Origin of the sequence: Aliamphritea hakodatensis, from assembly GCF_024347195.1 — a bacterium.
In the GTDB taxonomy this organism is placed as follows: Bacteria; Pseudomonadota; Gammaproteobacteria; order Pseudomonadales; family Balneatricaceae; genus Amphritea; species Amphritea hakodatensis.
Map to the genome: position 1 here is coordinate 2,561,731 of NZ_AP025281.1, position 18,537 is coordinate 2,580,267.

Sequence of the window (18,537 nt, forward strand, 5' to 3'; positions counted from 1 at the left end):
TTTAACCGTATGCAGTAGCAGGTAACCAGAGCACTAGCTGTGGCCAGAATACCAGGATTAACAGGCCGGTCAGCTGCAGAATAATAAAGGGTGTCACACCTTTATAGATATCGGTAATTTTCACATTCGGCGGACATACCCCTTTCAGATAGAACAGGGCGAAGCCCACCGGCGGGGTGAGGAAGGAGGTCTGCAAGGCCATGGCGACGAGCATCACGAACCACACGAGCTCCGGATTATCCACCACACCGTAGCCGTTGATATCCAGCCCCAGGGCAGAAATCACCGGTGCCAGCAGCGGCAGGATAATCAGGGTGATTTCTATCCAGTCCAGGAAGAAGCCCAGCAGGAAGATTACCCCAAGGATAAAGAAGATAATGCCGTATGGGCCGAACGGCAGTCCGGTCAGGAAGGACTCGATCAGCTCATCACCGCCCAGCTCCCGCAGTACCAGCGCAAAACAGGTAGCCCCGATGAAAATGGCAAAGATGTATGCCGTGGTGTTGTAGGTACCGGTCATCACTTCTTTCAGCACTTTAAAACTGAACTTACGGTTGTACATGGCCAGCAGGGTGGCCCCGAAAGCGCCCACACCAGAGGCTTCTGTCGGCGTGGCAATGCCGGCGAAGATCGACCCCAATACTACGAAGATCAGTGCTAATGTCGGCAAAATAGCCTTAAGTACAGAAATCAGCGTTGCCATAGTCACCGGTTTGGCGTCCGCTGGCAGCGGCGCAGACTCAGGCTTGAGGAAGCCGGTAATCAGAATGTAGGCAATGTACATGGCACCCAGCATCAGGCCCGGGAACACAGCCCCCATGAAGAGATCACCCACGGACAGACCTAACTGGTCAGCCATGATGACCAACATGATGCTCGGCGGAATCAGAATCCCCAGGGTACCGGCGCTGGCGATGGTGCCCAGTGCCAGCGGCATGGCATAGCCCTGTTTAGTCATAGAAGGCAGGGACATAACGGCTAACAACACCACGGATGCCCCGATGATACCGGTGGATGCCGCCAGGATAATGCCGATGGCTGTTACCGTGATGGCCAAACCGCCACGGACGTTGCCGAACAGTTCCTGCATGGATTTCATCAGCCGTTCTGCCACGCCGGATTTGTCCAGCATGATGCCCATGAATATGAACATGGGGAGCGCCACCAGAATCCAGTTGTCCATGATCTTCCAGAGGCGGTTCACCACCAGACCGAGGGTCAGATAATCCAGCCCGGTAATGGTGTCGAAGTAGGTATCCGCAATGTAGCCGATGCCGGCAAAGATAACCCCGATGCCACCTAAAACCCAGGCGACCGGGATGCCGGTAAATAACAGTGCGATGAATGAGACGAACATCGCAATGACTAGAATTTCATTAATTTCCATCAATCAGTCCCTCTGAACAGCAACAGGGTATCGCGATACAGGCGGGAAAGTGCCGCCAGAATAAGCATCGCCATACTCAGGGGAATCACACCTTTAATCAGCCAGCGCCAGGGCAGGCCGGAAGGGGATTCAGAATGTTCGTTGATGCGCCAGGCGTCAGCAACGAAATCCAGGCTGTGCAGAAAGATCACCGTGATAAACGGCAGTAACAGAAACAGAATGCCGAAGATCTCGACAAGGTATTTGGTCCGGGCGCGAAACCCGGTATAGAAGAGGTCCACACGGATGTGGGAATTGGTGGTCTGGGCGTAGGCTAAGCCAAACATCACCCCAATGGCATACAGATGCCACTGCAGTTCCTCCAGCATGATCAGCCCGCTGGAAAACCCTTTACGCAGAATAACCTGCGCCATAATAACCAGAATCAGCAGTACATAAGCCCAGGCAATCAGCCCGCCGACTTTCTGAATTAGCCGGTCTATACCGTCTGAAAATCCCACTGGAGGCCGTGTATTGTTTGCGTCATTCACCCGATGCATCCCTTATTGTTATTGTCGAATGTCCGTTCTGATACCGCACAAAAACAGTGCAACAGCCGGGGCTGAAGCACTGTACGATACTCAGTCAGTATGGGGCTAATTTGTCGTGCGGGGCAAGAAAGCGTTTGCTTCCCAAAGATCGTAACCTTTACGGAACGTACTCAGGTCATCCCACACTTTGGTAAAGAAAGGATCAGCCGCAGTTTTGTCAGCCACCACTTCCAACCACTTTTCGTTAAAGGTGTTCAGCATGTCATCGCTCCAGTAACGGATATTCACACCGTTTTCCTGAGCTTTGGCCATCACCTCAAACTGCATGGATTCACCCTCTGCAATGGCATTGGTCATGGATGCTTTACAGGCATTTTCAACAATGGCCTGCTGGCCAACAGACAGTTTGCCCCAGGCGTCTTTGTTTACCAGTAATTCAAAAATGGTCGCCTGCTGGTGCCAGCCCGGGAAGTAGTTGTACTTAACGATCTTATGGAAGCCCAGACGCTGATCGATGGCTGGCTGAGAGAATTCAGAGGCGTCAATGGCACCTTTCTCAAGCGCGCCAAAGATTTCGCCGCCCGGCAACTGAGACGTGGATACACCCAGTTTTTCCATCACGGAGGCACCCAGACCGAAGAAACGCATGTTCAGGCCACTGAGGTCTTCCGGGCTGTTGATTTCTTTGCTGAACCAGCCGGAGGTTTCCGGCGAAATGATTGCGCAGGGAATGACTTTAACGTTGTAACCGTTAGTGTCATACATTTCCTGATACAGTTTCAGGCCATTACCGTAATACAGCCAGGCCATGTACTCACCGGCTTCCGGGCCGAAAGGCACAGCAGAGAACAGCGCGGCTGCCGGCATTTTACCCTGCCAGTAACCGGCCGTTGCATAGCCGGAATTCACCTTGCCGGAAGATACCGCATCGAGAATCTCTTTCGGGGCAACCAGTTTACCCGGCTCATAGATCTTCATCTTTATTGAGCCATCACTCATCAGCTTAAGCTGTTCCGAAACCCATTTAATGGGAGTACCCAGTGCCGGCAGGTGGGAGCCAAATGCAATCGGGGTTTTCAGCAGAACTTTATCCGCGGCAGAAGCAGCGGTGCTGCCGGCGGCCATTGCGGCGGTTAACAGTGATACAGCGAACATCGATTTTATTTTTTTCATGATGGTTCCTTGTTTATCAGAGAATGTCGTTAAAAAATTCCGGGTATAGCGTCGTTCCACTTAAACTGATGAAAATTAATGGGTTACTGGGCGCTCCAGGCACCGTCTATCGGCAGGGCTGCACCGTTGATTCCACGGGCGGATTCACTGCAGAGAAACACCACCATGTCACCGATGGCATCCGGTTTAATCAGATCAGGATAGGCCTGTTTATCTACCACCAGATCGTGTTTGGCCTGTTCAGCAGAGCAGTTTTTCTCAGCGGCGATGGCCGCGATCTGATCGTTCAGCAGGGGGGTATCGACCCAGCCGGGGCAGATACAGTTGGCGGTAATGCCTGCCGCGGCGTTTTCCAGTGCAACCACCTTAGTAAAACCCACCAGACCGTGCTTAGCAGCGCAGTAGGCCGCTTTATTAACGGATGCAACCAGACCGTGGACCGAAGCAATATTGACGATGCGGCCAAACCCCTGCTGCTGAAAGTGCGGCAGGCACAGGCGGGTAGTATGAAAAGCAGCAGAAAGATTAATGGCGATGATCTGATCCCACTTTTCCGTGGGAAACTGTTCGGCAGGTGCGGTGTACTGAATACCGGCATTGTTGACCAGCACATCCAGGCCGCCAAATTGCGTGATTGTTGTGCTGATCAGGGATTCCAGCTGGCCAACATCACTTAAATCTGCAGGCTGGTAAGCACACCTGACCCCATAGCCGGCAAACTGTTCACACAGCTGCTCTCCAAAGGCTTTATCTTCCAGGCCGTGAAGCATGATGTTCATACCACTGGCGGCAAGCCGGTGAGCACATGCCAGACCAATACCACTGCTTGAGCCGGTTACCAGGGCCGTTCGCGTCTGCATAGAGAGTCTCCGTTATTATTCTGAGCGCGTGACCGGCAGACAACTGTCTGTTTTCCGGTCATGAGGATCGGGCCTCTGCGCAAATTTTATTAACGTCCTTATTGCAGACTCTGTGCCAAATTCCTAAGCTATTGATTTATATGAAAAGAGAGTAGCCGGCTTGCTTAAATGACAGGCAAAATATATTTTATGTCTTAAAAACAAGACACTTAATGTCTTATTTATAAGACATGAGTGTTTATTTTTTCAGACACAATAACTAACAGGCTGGCGAATTATGATTTGGGATGACATGCAGCAGGCGTCACATAAACAGCGGGCAATGGCATTCCTCAGCCAGTCTTTTGACAGCTTTTATCAGCACTCGGTTTCTACGGATGCCCGCGGCGTGATTGTCTGGATCAGCGAAGCCTATTTCGACTTTCTCAGGCTGGAGGAATCTCCTCTGGGGAAACACATCAGTGAAATAATTCCTACCAGCCGGCTGCCTTCTGTGATTGAAAGCGGCCAGCCGGTGTTTCTCGATTTGCTGTATATCAGCGACCAGTGGGTCGTCATAAGTGTCATTCCCCTGAAGGATGATAACGATAAAATCATCGGTGCATTCGGCTTTGTTGCCACTGATAGCATTAACCCGTTAATCAATAAATACAATAAGTTACAGGATGAACTTCAGGCAGCAAAAGATAAGCTGAACAGCGACAGACCCCGCTACGGACTGTCCCGGGTGATCGGTAACAGCCCGGTTATGGCCCATGTGAAAAAGCAGGTACGTCAGGCTGCCCGTTTCGATATATCCGTATTGCTCACCGGGGAAACCGGCACCGGTAAAGAGCTGTTTGCCCGGGCATTGCATGATTTGTCTCCCCGCAGCAGCGCACCTTTTGTCAGCATTAACGTCGCCGCGATTCCCGGCGAACTGATTGAAGCGGAGTTCTTCGGCAGCGTTGCCGGTGCCTATACGGGCGCCAGCAAGAGCGGTCGTAAAGGTAAACTGGCGCTGGCAGACGGTGGCAGCCTGTTTCTGGATGAAATCGGTGATATGCCCCTCAATGTTCAGGCAAAGTTACTTAGGGTGCTTCAGGAAAAAGAGTTTTCTGCTCTGGGGTCTAATGACATTCAGACCATCGACATACGGGTCATTGCTGCCACCAGCCGGGATCTGGCCGCCATGGTGGAGCAGGGGGAGTTTCGTGCTGATCTGTATTACCGGCTCAATGCCATGCCCATCGAGTTGCCGCCGTTACGGGCGCGGCTGGAGGATATTGAATCCCTGTGTGAAAGCATCATCGATGACATCTGCCTGAATCTGGGCATACCCGCCAAGCAACTCAGCTATACCGCACTGCAGTTACTCCGCCATCAGGCGTGGGTAGGGAACGTCAGGGAATTGCGCAATGTGCTCGAGCGCACCTGTGTGATGCATCCCGAGACAGTGATAGAAGCAGAATTTCTCAGCTCGGTACTGCCAGCCAGTAAACAGCTCCCCGCGGAAACGGCCTTAACGCCAGTTGCAGAAGCCCCCGGTCCTCTTGCACAAAGCATTGCCGATGCCGAACGCCAGGCGATTATCAGCGCCCTGAACTATCACCGGGGCCATAAAGCCAATGCCGCCAGACAGCTGGGCATATCCAGAGCAACCCTGTATGCAAAACTGGACAAGCTTGGCCTTGGCGCCGCTGCGGGCAGTTAACCCGCCGTTTTACGGAGAATCCGGGAAGCGGCCTCCCTCAGACGTTCTGTCAGGCGCTGGCTGATCCGCGGATCAATGGCCTGTGAACAGATCATATTCATTTTCAGCAGCTGATTATTGTCCAGTCGCGGATCTTCCAGAGGTTTAATATTGCCGGCGCGGGCCGAGGACTCAGGCAGTAACGATACCGCAAAACCTGCCGCCACCGCCGCGGCGATATTTTCCAGCACGGTACTGCTGAACACCCGTTCGTAGGGAATCTGACCGGCCTGTAACTGTTGCAGCGCCAGATCCCGGACGATGCAGTTTTCTTCCAGCAAGGCGAATGGCAGGGGCGTAGCGTCAGTGCGTTGCTGCCCGTATGAGCCACACCACTGTAGCCGTTCCGTCCAGATCAGTTGCTCATCCCGGTATTCTTCTTCACCGGCCACAATGGCGATATCCAGTTGGCCTGCCGCCAGCATCTGGCGCAGATTCCGGCTCCGGTCACACACTATCCTGGCATCAAGGTTGGGCATTTCCGCCGCCAGCACCGGCAAAAAATCCTGCAGAAAATCCTGCGCGTAATCAGTAGGAATACCGAAACGCACTTTGCCGGCCAGCGGTGTTTCTGCAAGCGCCCCGAAGGTCGCTGCATTAAGCTTAAGAAACTGTTCACAGTAACCCATCAGGATTTCGCCAGATTCAGTCAGGCGGATACCCTGATTATTCCGCTGCATCAGCTGACAGCCCAGCTGCTCCTCAAGGCGTTTAATCTGCATGCTGACTGCGGCATGGGAGCGGTGAACGGTTTCGGCGGCCTTTTTAAACTCACCGGCCTGAACGACTGCAGCAAAGGTTCGCAATAAATCGAGATCGAGCAAAGGAAGCATAGCGGAGCCATGATTTAGTTTTTCTGAATAACAGATTCTAAATTATTTGTTTGCCTGAATAACAGCGGTTTTTTACAGTGGCTATCAAGCTAATCATAAAAACTATTGATACAAACATTCCGGAGACCACGATGTCTGGCAACAAGTCTGAATTACCCCAAACAATGGCAGCCGTGCTGCTAACCGGCCATGGCGGATTTGATCAGCTCAGCTACCGTACCGATGTGCCTGTACCCACACCGGCTGCCGGTGAAGTACTGATTCGAGTAGGCGCAAGCGCCATCAACAACACCGACATCAACACCCGGATCGGCTGGTACTCAAAAGCCGTCAGCGGCGATACTAATGCCGGCGGCAGTGAAGGCTTTGATGACATTAACGACGATGACGCATCCTGGTCCGGTATTCCGTTGCAGTTGCCCCGCATACAGGGATGCGACGTTTGCGGTGAAATCGTTGCGGTCGGCGACGGGGTATCAGCGGAACGGGTGGGTGAACGCGTGCTGGTACGCAATCTGCAGCAACCACCGGGCAGCGACAACCCGTTCGAGTGTTTTACCTACGGTTCCGAATGTGATGGCGGTTACGCGGAATACACCCTGTCCCAGTCAAGAGAAGCCTTTGCCGTCAACAGTCAGATGACAGACGCTGAACTGGCATCCTTTCCCTGTGCTTATTCAACCGCAGAGAACATGCTCGACCGGATGAACCTCAGTAACGGCGAAAGGGTACTGGTAACCGGTGCTTCCGGGGGCGTGGGCTCTGCGGCCGTACAGCTGGCCAAACGCAGGGGCGCAGAGATAATTGCGGTTTGCAGCCCGTCCAAAGCTGATGAACTGCGGGCCATTGGCGCTGATCAGGTCATTAACCGGGGCGATAACCTGCTGAAGATGCTGGGCAAGGACAGTCTGGATGCGGTGGTTGATCTGGTCGCCGGTGACCAGTGGCCGGAGCTGCTGGATATTCTCCGTCCGGGTGGCCGTTATGCGGTAGCGGGTGCCATCGCCGGACCACTGGTTGAACTGGATGTTCGCAGCCTGTACCTCAAAGATCTGACGTTTTTTGGCTGTACTTACCAGCCCCGGCATGTTTTCGAGAACCTGGTGTCTTATATCGAAAAGGGTGAGCTGAAGCCACTGGTAGCGAAGCGCTATCCGCTGGAGTCTATTGTTGAAGCGCAGCAGGCGTTCCTGGATAAAGGCTTTACCGGCAAGCTGGTATTACTGCCCCAGCGTGACAGCTGAACTGACGGACCGGAACATTCAGGAGTGAACCTATGAAGATCTGTCAAATCGATGTCTGGCAAAAGGATCTGCCCATTCAGGGCCCGGCTTATAAAATGGCCCTGCAGACACTGACAGCACTGGACACAACGCTGGTGCGTATTACCACCGACAACGGTATCGAGGGCTGGGGAGAGGTATGTCCGCTGGGGCCGGCCTATCAGCCACAGCACGCCGCCGGTGCCAGGGCTGCTATCGGTGAAATTGCCCCCCATTTACTGGGGGAAAACCCGCAGTACACCGAACAGATAAACCAGCGGATGCATCAGGCCCTGTGTGGCAGCCTGTATGCAAAATCCGCCATCGATATGGCCTGCTGGGACATCAGCGGCAAGGCATATAACAGCAGGGTCTGCGACTTGCTGGGAGGTGCAGTACGGGAAGTGATTCCTTCTTACTACGCGATCGGCCTGAGCAGCCCCGAAGAAGCGGCATCTGTCGCGGTGAAAAAACAGGCAGAAGGGTTCCGCCGGCTGCAGCTTAAAGTGGGTGGCCGGACACTGGACGAAGATATCGCCTGTGTCAGCAAGGTGGCTGAGGTACTGACACCGGGTACCGAGCTGGCGGTGGACGCCAACCGGGGTCTGAACGTGAATGATGCCATACAGCTGTCCGCAGCCTGCCGGGATATCCGTTTTGTGTTCGAACAGCCGTGCCAGACCTATGAGCAGTGTCTGCACCTGAGGGGGAACCTGCACCATCCGCTGTGGCTGGATGAAGTCATCGAAGATCTTAACGGCCTGCTCAGAGCCATCGGTGATAATGCTGCTCAGGGTTTTGGCATGAAACAGAGCAGAATAGGGGGCATCAGCCTGATGCGTACCGCCCGGGAAATCTGTGCTGTTGCAGGCTTACCCATGACCTGTGATGACAGCTGGGGCGGTGATCTGGTTGCCGCCAGCTGCGTGCATCTGGGTGCGACAGTAACAGGCAATCTGTTTGCCGGCAGTTGGATTGCCGCGCCGTATATTGACGGACACTATGATAATCAGAATCCTGTAGCCTTACATAACGGCCAGCTCAGGGTGCCGGAGGGTGCCGGGCTGGGGGTTACCCCTGACGGTACCCGACTGGGCTCACCGGCAATGTCATTCAGCCTCTGACTGAGCGTCTCAGCTGAATAACGCTTCCTCAAACGGGTAACGGCTGATGGCTTCACAACCATCCTTCGTTACCCGTACCATCTGTTCAAGCTTCACCCCTTCACGGCCGTTATCCGCGCCGGAATAACTTTCTACACACATCACCATATTTTCCTGCAGCACATCATCATAGGTGTTGTGACGGCTGTCTTCAGGGTAATAGATTTTCGGGTACTCATCAGACAGGCCTGCACCGTGAAACGCACAGACATAGCGCCGTGCCCGGTATTTGTCCTGCCGGGCAAATGCCCGTTCCGCCAGCTCATTAAAACCCACGCCGGGGCGGATCAGACCGGTGTTGTACTGGATTTCATCCCAGGCATGGCGGTAGGCATCTTTCTGTTCCGTATTGGGTGGCAAGTCTCCGCACAGCCAGGTGCGTGAAATATCAGCGAGGTAGCCGTGGGGCCCGATCATATCAGTGTCAAAAGCCACCAGTTCGCCGGCCTGAATCACCCGGTTAGTTGCTTCCTGTAACCAAGGGTTAGTTCGGGGCCCGGACGCCAGCATCTTGCCTTCAATCCAGTCACCGCCGTGGGCGATGTTCACCTGATGCAGCACCGACCAGAGCTGGTTTTCCGTGATGCCCGGCCGCAGTGCCTGCTGCATCTGAGCGATGCCGTACTCGGCAACCGCCACCGACTGCTCTATACAGGTCAGCTCGACAGGATGCTTAATCATCCGTGCCTGTTCCACCAGACATTCGGCGTCTGCCAGCCGGTACCCTTCATACACCAGTTGCTGGGAAATCAGCGGTGAAAGCCGTTCCAGCGCCAGCAGCCCGTCGCGGAGCCGGTGATCATCCATAAAGCCCCTGATATCACCGACCAGTTGCTGGCAGTTGTGGGTCAAATCTACACCGCCATCAAAAGGGGTTACAAACCGGGAAGGGCAATAGTCATCCACTAAGCTGTAATGCCGCTGGCTGGCACCGAACAGGGTGACCGGTCCTTCCAGTGGAATGAACAGATACGCGGTAGGAATGTGCGCCTGAAACATCTGGTATTCAACAAAGTTCACCGCATAGCGCAGGCTGACGGGGCTTGCCAGCACACAGAGACTGACGCCCTGTAAACGCATTTGCTGCCGTATTCTTGCCAGCCGGTAACCGTGCATTTCTATAAGCTGGCTGTCAGGTATGACGGGTAAAACCAGAATGTCTTCCACTGTGCGTTCTCCGTAGCGGCTACTGATAACAGGCCTGCCCATATTGGCAGCGCCATTCAGTATCAGCAGAGGGCTGCCATGCAACAAACGGAATTTCCCACAGCAGCCATCGGAGTTTTCGATCAGCTAAGTTGTCCGGCAAGCCACTGGCAAAAAGCTTCTGTCACCGGATTGGCAACATTTTCAGGCCAGACCAGATGATAACGATACGGAGAAGCGAGTAACTGCTGGGCTTGCCCCAACAAGGGAACCAGCGCGCCCGACGCGAGCTCTTCACGTATATGAAGCGTATGAATGAGGGCAATACCCTGACCGTTAACCGCTGCCCGGACAGCCAGCGCTTCCGTAGGCAGATTAAGCTGGCGACTGGCGGTTTCAGAAGGCATGCCTTGCAAAGCGTACCAGTCATTCCAGCGGGGGAAATCTGTTATTCGTGCCGGCCAGTCTACCCTGATCCCGGTAACGGCTTTTTCGGCTGCAAAATTTGCTGCAAGTTCAGGGCTGGCAACCGCCATATAGCGGTCCGACCCCAGAGGCAGCGCGGTACAGCCGGGATACGCACCAAGGCCCTGCCGAACAGCCACATCTACCTGATCCTGCCGGAAGTCCACCAGATTGTTGGATACCAGTACCCGGTTATCCCGGTCGGGAAAAATGTGCTGGAACCGATCAATATGACCCATCAGAAACTGTTCAGCAAAGGTGGTTGTGGTGCTGATGGTAAATACAGAACGGCCGTGTAACTGCTTGATATCAGTGACACCTTCGTTGAGCAAACCAAACGCCTGGCGGGTTTTGGTGGCAAGCATTTCCCCCGCAGGGGTCAGGCTAACCCTGCGGGTATGCCGTACAAACAGCGCTGTGTTCAGCTGCGCTTCAAGCGCCCGGACTCTCTGGCTGACCGCAGCAGGGCTGACACACAGCTCATTCGCAGCCTGCTGAAAGCTTAGGTGTCTGGCCGCCGCATCAAAGAAACGCAGCTGCTCCACCGGTGGCAAAGATGACATATTCGCAATACCCGCTGAAATCATTGAACGGCCAGCATACCGAATGCATTCATCACAAAAAAGCCAGGCTTAATTATAGAGGCCTGTATTGTCGTTTGTCGGCTATGTCAGGATCCCCTAGGCTAGTCCCGTTTTATTATCAGACCCGGAGTAAGATTTATGCCTGAACATCATCGGGGCAGTTGCCTGTGTGGTGAAGTGATTTATCAGATAACCGGCGCATTACGCCCGGTAGTTGCCTGCCATTGCCGGCAGTGTCAGAAAACCAGTGGCTCTTTTGTGATGGCCAGCCAGTGTCAGGCCGCTGATCTGACAGTCAGCGGAGAGAGTCTGCGGTGGTTTGCATCGTCTGACACTGCTGAAAGGGGCTTCTGTGGAACCTGTGGCAGTAACCTGTTCTGGCGCAGTTTCGGTAAAGATTACGTGAGTATTTTTGCCGGCGGGCTGGACCTGCCAACCGGGCTGGTGCTTGAAAGCCAGATCCACAGTGAGTCGAAAGGGGACTATTATTCTCTGCCTGACGTCAAACAGGTCGACCAGAGCCAGCTTAACTGAAAGCCGGTTGCCGGAATAAGACCTGTACATAAGCAGGCCTGTACATAAGCAGGCCTTAATCAAGATAATGGAGCATTAAACTACTGCCGCCGGCAACATCATTTCCGAGATTCGCCCGGCACTGACCGGCTTGCTGAAATAATATCCCTGTATCTGATCACAGTCTTTGTCTTTCAGAAATGCCATTTGCTCGGCAGTTTCGACCCCTTCGGCCACGACTTTGAACCCCAGATTTTTGGCCATCAGGATGATCGTTGATACCAGCATTTCACTGTCCGGATCCCCCGGAATGCCCTGCATAAAGCTGCGGTCAATTTTCAGATAGTCCACCTGCAGTTGAGTCAGCATGCTCAGACTGGAAAAGCCGGTGCCGAAATCATCCAGTGAAATACTTAATCCCAGATTGCGTAAATGCCGCAGGCTCCGGCTAACGGACTTAAGATCTTCCAGCAAGCAGCTCTCGGTGATTTCAATATCGAGCAGACTTGGCTGCAGGTGGCTGTGCTTAAGGGCTTTCTCTACCTGACCAATCACGGCCTGCTGCTTAAACTGCAGCGCCGATACATTCACCGACACATGCAGATCGTCGATCCCCTCTGCCTGCCAGCGCTGACACTGTTGCGCTGCCTGGTCCAGCACCCAGCTGCCAATTTCGTTAATCAGCCCGAGATCTTCCGCCAGCGGAATAAACTGATCCGGTGGTACCCGGCCCAGCTCTTTATCCTGCCAGCGGAGCAGGGCTTCCACCCCGACAATCCGTTCGCTGTCCAGCGCACGCTTGGGCTGATACTCCAGGAACAGCTCGTTATTGGCCAGCGCGCCTCTTAAGCGGCTTTCCATTTTAAGGTGCAGATGAGACAACTCATCCATCTTGGAAGAGTAGAAGTGAAATGTATTACGACCAGTCTGCTTGGCCCGATACATGGCGATATCTGCATTTTTTAGCAGGGTTTCGCGGTCTTGGCCGTCTTCCGGATAAATCGCACAGCCGATACTGGCTGAAACGTAAAGTTCATTGTCTTCTACAATGACTGGCTGCTGCAGACATTCTGAAATACGGTGAACTGCACGGCCAACGGTATCGGCATCGGAGACTTCTGTGAGCATCAGAATCAGCTCGTCACCGCCAATGCGTGCCAGGGTATCGCCTTCGCGAATAATATTCTTGAGCCGGTTAGCGGTTTCTATCAGCACCTTATCGCCAATGGTATGCCCCAGGGTATCGTTGATACGCTTGAAGTGATCCAGATCGATAAACAACAGGGCGAGGTTACAGCAGTCCCGGTGGGCGCCGGCCAGCGCCACGTCCAGGCGGTCAAACAGCAACTGTCGGTTGGGGAGTTTTGTCAGCGCATCATAATAAGCGAGGTTTTCAATGATCTGCTCAGATTTTTTACGCTCGGTAATATCACTGAAAATGCCCGCATAAAGTGAACGGCCGCTGTTCGGTTCAAGTATTCGGGTAATGGTCAGCCATTCCAGGTACACCTCACCGTTCTTACGGCGGTTCCAGATTTCACCTTTCCACTGACCCTGAGTATTAATTGAGTGCCACATCTGCTGATAAAACTCAGCATCATGTTTACCTGAACTGATCAGGCTTGCCTTTTTGCCCAGCGCTTCAGATTCAGAATACCCGGTCAGAATGCTGAAAGCCGGATTAATAGACTCGATAATGCCGTCATCATTGGTCACCATTATACCGTCCATTGACGCTTCAATGAGGGTATGCGCCATGTGCAGCTGCTGGGCGGCATCCTGAAGATCTGCAGACTGGTTAGCAAGTGCCGCCCGCAGACGACGAACGTAGGTCTGCTCAATATTATTCAGAATGTCACCGAATGAAATCAGGCCGATAAACGTCCCGGCATCATCATTGACGCCGATATGGCGAATGCAGCGTTTCTGCATCAGCGAACGGGTAGCGAGCAAACTCATGGAGCGGGGTACGCTGATCAGCGGCGTGCTCATTACATCTGCGAGGGGGCGGTCCCGGTGACCTTCGCCAATCAGCCTGACCAGATCCCGCTGGGTCAGCATACCGGCGGGCTCTCCCCGGGCGGTAACAACCAGTGCATCCTGACTGTGTTCGCGCATCAGACCCACCGCGTCACTGATCATTTGTTGCTGATCCAGGGTGATTGTAAGTCTGACAGGAAGTAACGCATCTATTTCGGTCATACTGAGGAAAAATTCAGCATTCTGATGCATGACCACATCGGTTTGGGAAAGAATGCCCTGCAGCTCATTCGCCTGATCAGTAACAATCAGGTGGCGGATGCTCTGCCGGCGAAACTCAAGTGCAGCATCATCCAGCGTGGCGGTCATTTCAACTGTGTGCAATGCGGTACTCATAAACGCTGACACAGGGCGGTTCAGCGAAGCACTGTCTGTAAAATCAATGCGCAAAGCATCTGCCTCTGTCCAGATACCCACCGGGACCCGATCAGTAACAACCACAATGGAACTGCAGTTTTCAGCCTGCATCATCGCCGTGGCTGTTTTAAGACTGACATCCGGTGTACAGGTTAAGACCTGACACTGCGCCGCATCCCTGACGAGTTTTTCTGAGCGCGCAGAAGGGGTGGTAAACATTGAAAAAGACACAGTAATCCATTTGCTGTTGCTGAAAGGCGACACAGTTTACTTAAAGCCAGTTTCTTCAGTTTAGATTCAGGTCAATTTTTGTTTGATTTGAGAGGCTTTTTCATTCACATGCATCCTTAAATATTCAAACGCAGGATGTTTTTCTGAAAACATTACCCATATCGGGCGGGATCACGGGCAGATCTGACTTCTTTAACTCATAACACACCGTATAATCGTAGTTGCAGTACACATAACAAGACCACAGACAATGATCAATTAGTGGTATTTTTATTAACAAATTCAAACAAAACAAACTATCTTTACTAAACCACAGGGACTTATTAACAGCAGCGGATGATAAAGGTTTATACGATTCAGTAGGTACACCATATCAAGACTTCAGGCTCGTCCTTACACCGAAAGGAATCGGTTTCCGCCAAATCCGCCAGCGGACGGGTCAGGTTAGTCATTGCCTGTTTTGCCCTGCTTATGTTTGGCCTGGTACTGTTTGGCTGGTTCAAAGCAGAAGCCATTTATACCCTCCAGCATGAAAATGAAGTACGGGAACAGGTGCATAAACACCTGCTTAAAATACGCGACCGGCTGGAACATAACCTGGCCAGCGATCTGCAATTATCCAAGGGGCTGGTTGCCAGCATCTCGGTCAACCCGGCAATGAATCAGCAGCAGTTTGAAAAAATAGCAGAAACCCTGTTTAAGGAAGACAGCATCCTGCGCAATGTAGCTGCAGCCCCGGGTATGAAAATCAAACTGATATATCCGGTACAGGGCAATGAACAGGCGATTGGCCTTGATTACCGTGATATACCTTCTCAGTTCCGCACCGCTGACCTTGCCAGACAAACCCGTAAGGTAGTGCTGGCCGGTCCTGTCGATCTGGTGCAGGGCGGTTCTGCTTTTATTGCCCGCTTTCCCATTTACCTGCGAAATGATTATCGCCCTGACTACTTTTGGGGTATTGTCAGTAGCGTCATCGATAAAGAACAGCTATTCCGTATCAGCGGCCTGTCAGACCCACTGCCGGTTGAAATAGCCATCCGGGGAAAAGACAGCCTTGGTGAACGGGGTGAGGTCTTCTATGGGAACCCTGAGCTGTTCACAGCCGACGCCGTCATGGCTGATATTCAGTTGCCCATCGGCAGCTGGCAGCTCACCGCAGCCGCCCGGGGAGAGTGGGCATCGGAACCCGAAGGGCTGAAAATGATAACACTGGGCTTTTTAACCCTGGCACTCATAATTGTGAGTATCTTTATCTTTATTCTGTTCAACCTCAACTCACTTAACCGTGCCAGACAAAAAGCCGAAAATGCCCGGCAGCAACTCAGTGAATCACTGCGATCACTGCATGAACGCGAAATGTTGCTGCAGTCAGTGGTCAATGAAATTCCTGACGCAGTGCTTCTCAAAGACAGTGACAACAGGATTTTGCTCGGCAACCAGCCGGCAGCAAAACTCTACAAAACCACCCCTGAAGCATTCATCGGGAAGGCTGAGAGTGACTTCAGTGCCCCCAAGCCCCTTGCCGAATATTTTGCCCGCGAACTGCCTAACCGTGACAGCCGCAGTGAAGCCCGTATTCTTCTGCAGCTTGAGCGCCAGCATCATCATTACCGGGTAATAAAAAAAACCATTACCGCAGCAGGTGGCGAGCATCAGACACTGATTCTTGCTCAGGATATCTCAGACATCGTCAGCGCCCAGGAGCAGGTAATTGAAAGCGAATATAAGCTGCGCACCATCCTGGATAACGTGGATGCCTATATCTACCTCAAAGATACCGAAGGGCGCTATCTGTTTGCCAATAAAGCGGTCCGGGAACTGTGGCGGGCAGCGATGGAAGACATTATCGGCTCGCCGGATGAACGGTTCTTTGATGCCGAAACCAGTCAGAACATCCGTCAGAATGATGCCCGGGTCCTGATTCATGGTGAAACCATTCGGGCGGAGGAAACGAACACGGTTCCGGAAACCGGCCAGACAACGACCTTTCAGTCGACCAAGCTGCCACTGAAGCGGGATGATGGCAGCGTATATGCTTTATGCGGTATTTCGGTGGACATATCCCGCCTGAAAGATATCGAAAAAGCACTGAGAGAAAGTGAACAGCGCTTTATGATTGCCGGACAGGCCGCCTATGACCTGATTTACGAACGCCATATCAGCAACAACCAGTTGATCTGGTTTGGTGATATTAACAGCATTCTGGGCTACCGGGACGCCCAAACGCTTAACCGGCCGGATCAGTGGCTGAAGCTGATCCACCCGGAGGACCTGAGCACCGTGACTGAAATGCAAGACAGTTACAAAACCCTGACTCAGCCACTGAAATATGAGTATCGGATACTGCATCAGGACGGCGGCTACCGCTACTGGAGCGACCACGCATTGCCGCTGCTGGATGACAGCAACAAAGCCTATAAGTGGATCGGGGTCTGTAAAGATATCACCGACTTTAAGCAACATCAGGCAGAACTGGAACACGCCGCCTACCACGATAAGCTTACCGGCCTGCCCAACAGAGACCTGCTCTCCGACCGCTTACAGCAAGCCATGGGGCAGGAGCGTCGTCGGGGAGAGACTCTGGCTGTCGTGTACCTTGATCTTGACGGTTTTAAAGAAGTTAACGACCAGTACGGCCATGAAACCGGCGACAAAGTGTTAATGGCACTGGGTAAACGCTTCCGTCTGATTCTCCGTGAAGGGGATACCATTGCGCGATTGGGAGGCGATGAATTCGTTGCTGTCCTTCTGAATACCGACAGGGATGACCAGGCCATGCCGCTGCTGAAACGGTTACAGCAAACCACCACACAGCCCATCGAAGTGGATGAACTGACCCTCAAAGTATCATCCAGCCTGGGGGTGACCTTTTACCCGCAGCATAACGGCGTAGAAGCCGATCAACTGATCCGGCAGGCTGATCAGGCGATGTATCAGGCTAAGCTGGCCGGTAAAAACCGCATTCATTTCTTTGATCCGCACCGGGAAGACAGCATTCGGGGTCAGCGCCAGAGTCTTGAGCGGATCCGGCAGGCCCTCGGCAATAATGAGTTTGAGCTGCACTATCAGCCACGGGTGAATATGAAAACCGGTGTGCTGAACGGTGCAGAAGCGCTGATACGCTGGCAGCATCCGGAGCAGGGGTTACTGTTACCCGGTGACTTCCTGCCTGCACTGGAAGATCACCCACTGTGTATCAGTATTGGGCAGTGGGTATTGCGAACAGCCCTGAGCCAGCTTGCTGCCTGGAAAGAGGGCGGACTTGATATTCACATGAGCATCAATATAACGGCCCTCGAATTACAGCAGAGTCAGTTTGTGGCGAATTTACAATCGATGATTGATGCACACCCCGGCATTTCGCCGACCGACATTGAGCTGGAAATACTGGAAACCTCAGCCCTTGAAGATATTGAACAGGTGTCAGAGGTAATGCGCCAGTGTCAGAACATTGGTATCAGCTTTGCACTGGACGACTTCGGAACCGGCTATTCATCGCTTAAATACCTGAAACATTTGCCTGCGGCAGTATTAAAAGTTGACCGCAGTTTTGTCCGGGATATGCTCCGGGATCCGGATGATCTGGCAATTCTGGAAGGCATTATGGGGATGTCAAACGCCTTCCGCCGTACCGTCGTCGCTGAAGGTGTGGAACAAACAGAGCACGGCACTCTGCTTCTCCAGCTGGGGTGCGAGCTGGCACAGGGCAACATCATTGCCCGGCCGATGCCCGCCGCTGAACTGACGCAATGGCTCGCTGACTGGGCCGCGCCAGCTGAATGGCAGAATCAGCGCCGCATCAACCATGATGATTTCTCATTACTGTTTTCCGCCGTTGAGCACAAAGCCTGGGTAACCCAGATAGAAAAATACCTGGACACTGCCGCCATTAATGACCCGCCGCCCAGCCTGCTGAACTGCCGTTTTGGCGAATGGCTGAAAGGCGAGGGTAAACTCAGCTACGCAGAGCACCCCAGTTTCAGCAACCTGCTTAACCTGCATGAAGACATTCATCGCAGAGGTCAGTCAGTCTGTGACTTGTTTAACAGCGGAGAAAGCGATGCAGCCCGGGAAAAAATGCCCAAATTAAGTGCCCGGGCAGACATTATGTTCAGCTGCTTACGGGACTTACTGCAAAGTGACTTACATTCTTCCCGTTAAACACATTTAGGCGAAGATAAACACAAAATGGGCACGGTTATTTGAAAAAAATCCGCAATTCAGATGTCAGAAAAGATACATGAGCTAATCTTATTTC

The 18,537-nt window shown here is 52.9% G+C and carries 13 protein-coding genes; 5 read left to right on the top strand and 8 right to left on the bottom strand.

Annotation, left to right across the window (positions count from 1 at the left end):
* Position 1 precedes the first annotated feature (1 nt).
* The 4 genes from PCI15_RS11745 to PCI15_RS11760 all read right to left on the bottom strand — a co-directional run bounded on the left by PCI15_RS11745 (position 2) and on the right by PCI15_RS11760 (position 3,950).
* Positions 2–1,387 (bottom strand): TRAP transporter large permease, encoded by a 1,386-nt coding sequence (locus PCI15_RS11745; RefSeq protein ID WP_271274529.1) that lies wholly within the window; start codon positions 1,385–1,387, stop codon positions 2–4.
* Complete coding sequence (locus tag PCI15_RS11750) at positions 1,387–1,917, bottom strand: TRAP transporter small permease subunit (protein ID WP_376787836.1); 531 nt, start codon at positions 1,915–1,917, stop codon at positions 1,387–1,389. The genes PCI15_RS11745 and PCI15_RS11750 overlap by 1 nt, the downstream gene beginning before the upstream one ends.
* Positions 1,918–2,022: 105 nt before the next feature.
* Positions 2,023–3,090 carry a TRAP transporter substrate-binding protein gene (locus PCI15_RS11755; RefSeq protein WP_271274531.1) on the bottom strand — a complete coding sequence of 356 codons (1,068 nt, stop codon included), beginning with the start codon at positions 3,088–3,090 and terminating at the stop codon, positions 2,023–2,025.
* Between the two features lie 83 nt (positions 3,091–3,173).
* Entirely contained in the window at positions 3,174–3,950 is a 777-nt protein-coding gene (locus PCI15_RS11760) for a 3-hydroxybutyrate dehydrogenase (protein ID WP_271274532.1), read from the bottom strand.
* Positions 3,951–4,227: 277 nt separating this feature from the next.
* Here PCI15_RS11760 and PCI15_RS11765 point away from each other — a divergent pair, with 277 nt between their 5' ends.
* On the top strand, positions 4,228–5,643 hold the full coding sequence (locus tag PCI15_RS11765; protein WP_271274533.1) for a sigma-54 interaction domain-containing protein: 1,416 nt from the start codon (positions 4,228–4,230) through the stop codon (positions 5,641–5,643).
* Here the strand turns inward: PCI15_RS11765 and PCI15_RS11770 are convergent.
* A complete protein-coding gene (locus PCI15_RS11770) occupies positions 5,640–6,515 on the bottom strand; it encodes a LysR family transcriptional regulator (protein WP_271274534.1) in 876 nt (291 codons plus the stop codon). The two genes, PCI15_RS11765 and PCI15_RS11770, sit on opposite strands and share 4 nt — an antisense overlap.
* A 131-nt stretch (positions 6,516–6,646) precedes the next feature.
* Between PCI15_RS11770 and PCI15_RS11775 the strand changes: the two genes are divergently transcribed.
* Positions 6,647–7,759 carry an alcohol dehydrogenase family protein gene (locus PCI15_RS11775; protein WP_271274535.1) on the top strand — a complete coding sequence of 371 codons (1,113 nt, stop codon included), beginning with the start codon at positions 6,647–6,649 and terminating at the stop codon, positions 7,757–7,759.
* A gap of 32 nt (positions 7,760–7,791) precedes the next feature.
* A complete protein-coding gene (locus tag PCI15_RS11780) occupies positions 7,792–8,901 on the top strand; it encodes a mandelate racemase/muconate lactonizing enzyme family protein (protein WP_271274536.1) in 1,110 nt (369 codons plus the stop codon).
* Positions 8,902–8,910: 9 nt separating this feature from the next.
* Here the strand turns inward: PCI15_RS11780 and PCI15_RS11785 are convergent, their stop codons facing one another.
* Together PCI15_RS11785 and PCI15_RS11790 are read right to left on the bottom strand one after the other, a co-directional pair.
* Positions 8,911–10,149 carry a M24 family metallopeptidase gene (locus PCI15_RS11785; protein ID WP_271274537.1) on the bottom strand — a complete coding sequence of 413 codons (1,239 nt, stop codon included), beginning with the start codon at positions 10,147–10,149 and terminating at the stop codon, positions 8,911–8,913.
* Between the two features lie 80 nt (positions 10,150–10,229).
* Positions 10,230–11,114, bottom strand: a complete 885-nt coding sequence (locus PCI15_RS11790; protein WP_271274538.1) for a LysR family transcriptional regulator — start codon at positions 11,112–11,114, stop codon at positions 10,230–10,232.
* Positions 11,115–11,273: 159 nt separating this feature from the next.
* Here PCI15_RS11790 and PCI15_RS11795 point away from each other — a divergent pair, with 159 nt between their 5' ends.
* A complete protein-coding gene (locus PCI15_RS11795; RefSeq protein WP_271274539.1) occupies positions 11,274–11,669 on the top strand; it encodes a GFA family protein in 396 nt (131 codons plus the stop codon).
* 75 nt (positions 11,670–11,744) lie between these two features.
* Here the strand turns inward: PCI15_RS11795 and PCI15_RS11800 are convergent, their stop codons facing one another.
* A complete protein-coding gene (locus PCI15_RS11800) occupies positions 11,745–14,276 on the bottom strand; it encodes an EAL domain-containing protein (RefSeq protein ID WP_271274540.1) in 2,532 nt (843 codons plus the stop codon).
* 471 nt (positions 14,277–14,747) lie between these two features.
* Between PCI15_RS11800 and PCI15_RS11805 the strand changes: the two genes are divergently transcribed.
* Positions 14,748–18,440, top strand: a complete 3,693-nt coding sequence (locus PCI15_RS11805; RefSeq protein ID WP_271274541.1) for an EAL domain-containing protein — start codon at positions 14,748–14,750, stop codon at positions 18,438–18,440.
* Positions 18,441–18,537 lie beyond the last annotated feature (97 nt).

Bases quoted from the DNA above. Each gene is read 5' to 3' on its own strand.
- PCI15_RS11745 (WP_271274529.1), bottom strand. From the start codon at position 1,387: ATGGAAATTAATGAAATTCTAGTCATTGCGATGTTCGTCTCATTCATC.
- PCI15_RS11755 (WP_271274531.1), bottom strand. From the start codon at position 3,090: ATGAAAAAAATAAAATCGATGTTCGCTGTATCACTGTTAACCGCCGCA.
- PCI15_RS11760 (WP_271274532.1), bottom strand. From the start codon at position 3,950: ATGCAGACGCGAACGGCCCTGGTAACCGGCTCAAGCAGTGGTATTGGT.
- PCI15_RS11765 (WP_271274533.1), top strand. From the start codon at position 4,228: ATGATTTGGGATGACATGCAGCAGGCGTCACATAAACAGCGGGCAATG.
- PCI15_RS11770 (WP_271274534.1), bottom strand. From the start codon at position 6,515: ATGCTTCCTTTGCTCGATCTCGATTTATTGCGAACCTTTGCTGCAGTC.
- PCI15_RS11775 (WP_271274535.1), top strand. From the start codon at position 6,647: ATGTCTGGCAACAAGTCTGAATTACCCCAAACAATGGCAGCCGTGCTG.
- PCI15_RS11780 (WP_271274536.1), top strand. From the start codon at position 7,792: ATGAAGATCTGTCAAATCGATGTCTGGCAAAAGGATCTGCCCATTCAG.
- PCI15_RS11785 (WP_271274537.1), bottom strand. From the start codon at position 10,149: ATGGGCAGGCCTGTTATCAGTAGCCGCTACGGAGAACGCACAGTGGAA.
- PCI15_RS11790 (WP_271274538.1), bottom strand. From the start codon at position 11,114: ATGTCATCTTTGCCACCGGTGGAGCAGCTGCGTTTCTTTGATGCGGCG.
- PCI15_RS11795 (WP_271274539.1), top strand. From the start codon at position 11,274: ATGCCTGAACATCATCGGGGCAGTTGCCTGTGTGGTGAAGTGATTTAT.
- PCI15_RS11805 (WP_271274541.1), top strand. From the start codon at position 14,748: ATGTTTGGCCTGGTACTGTTTGGCTGGTTCAAAGCAGAAGCCATTTAT.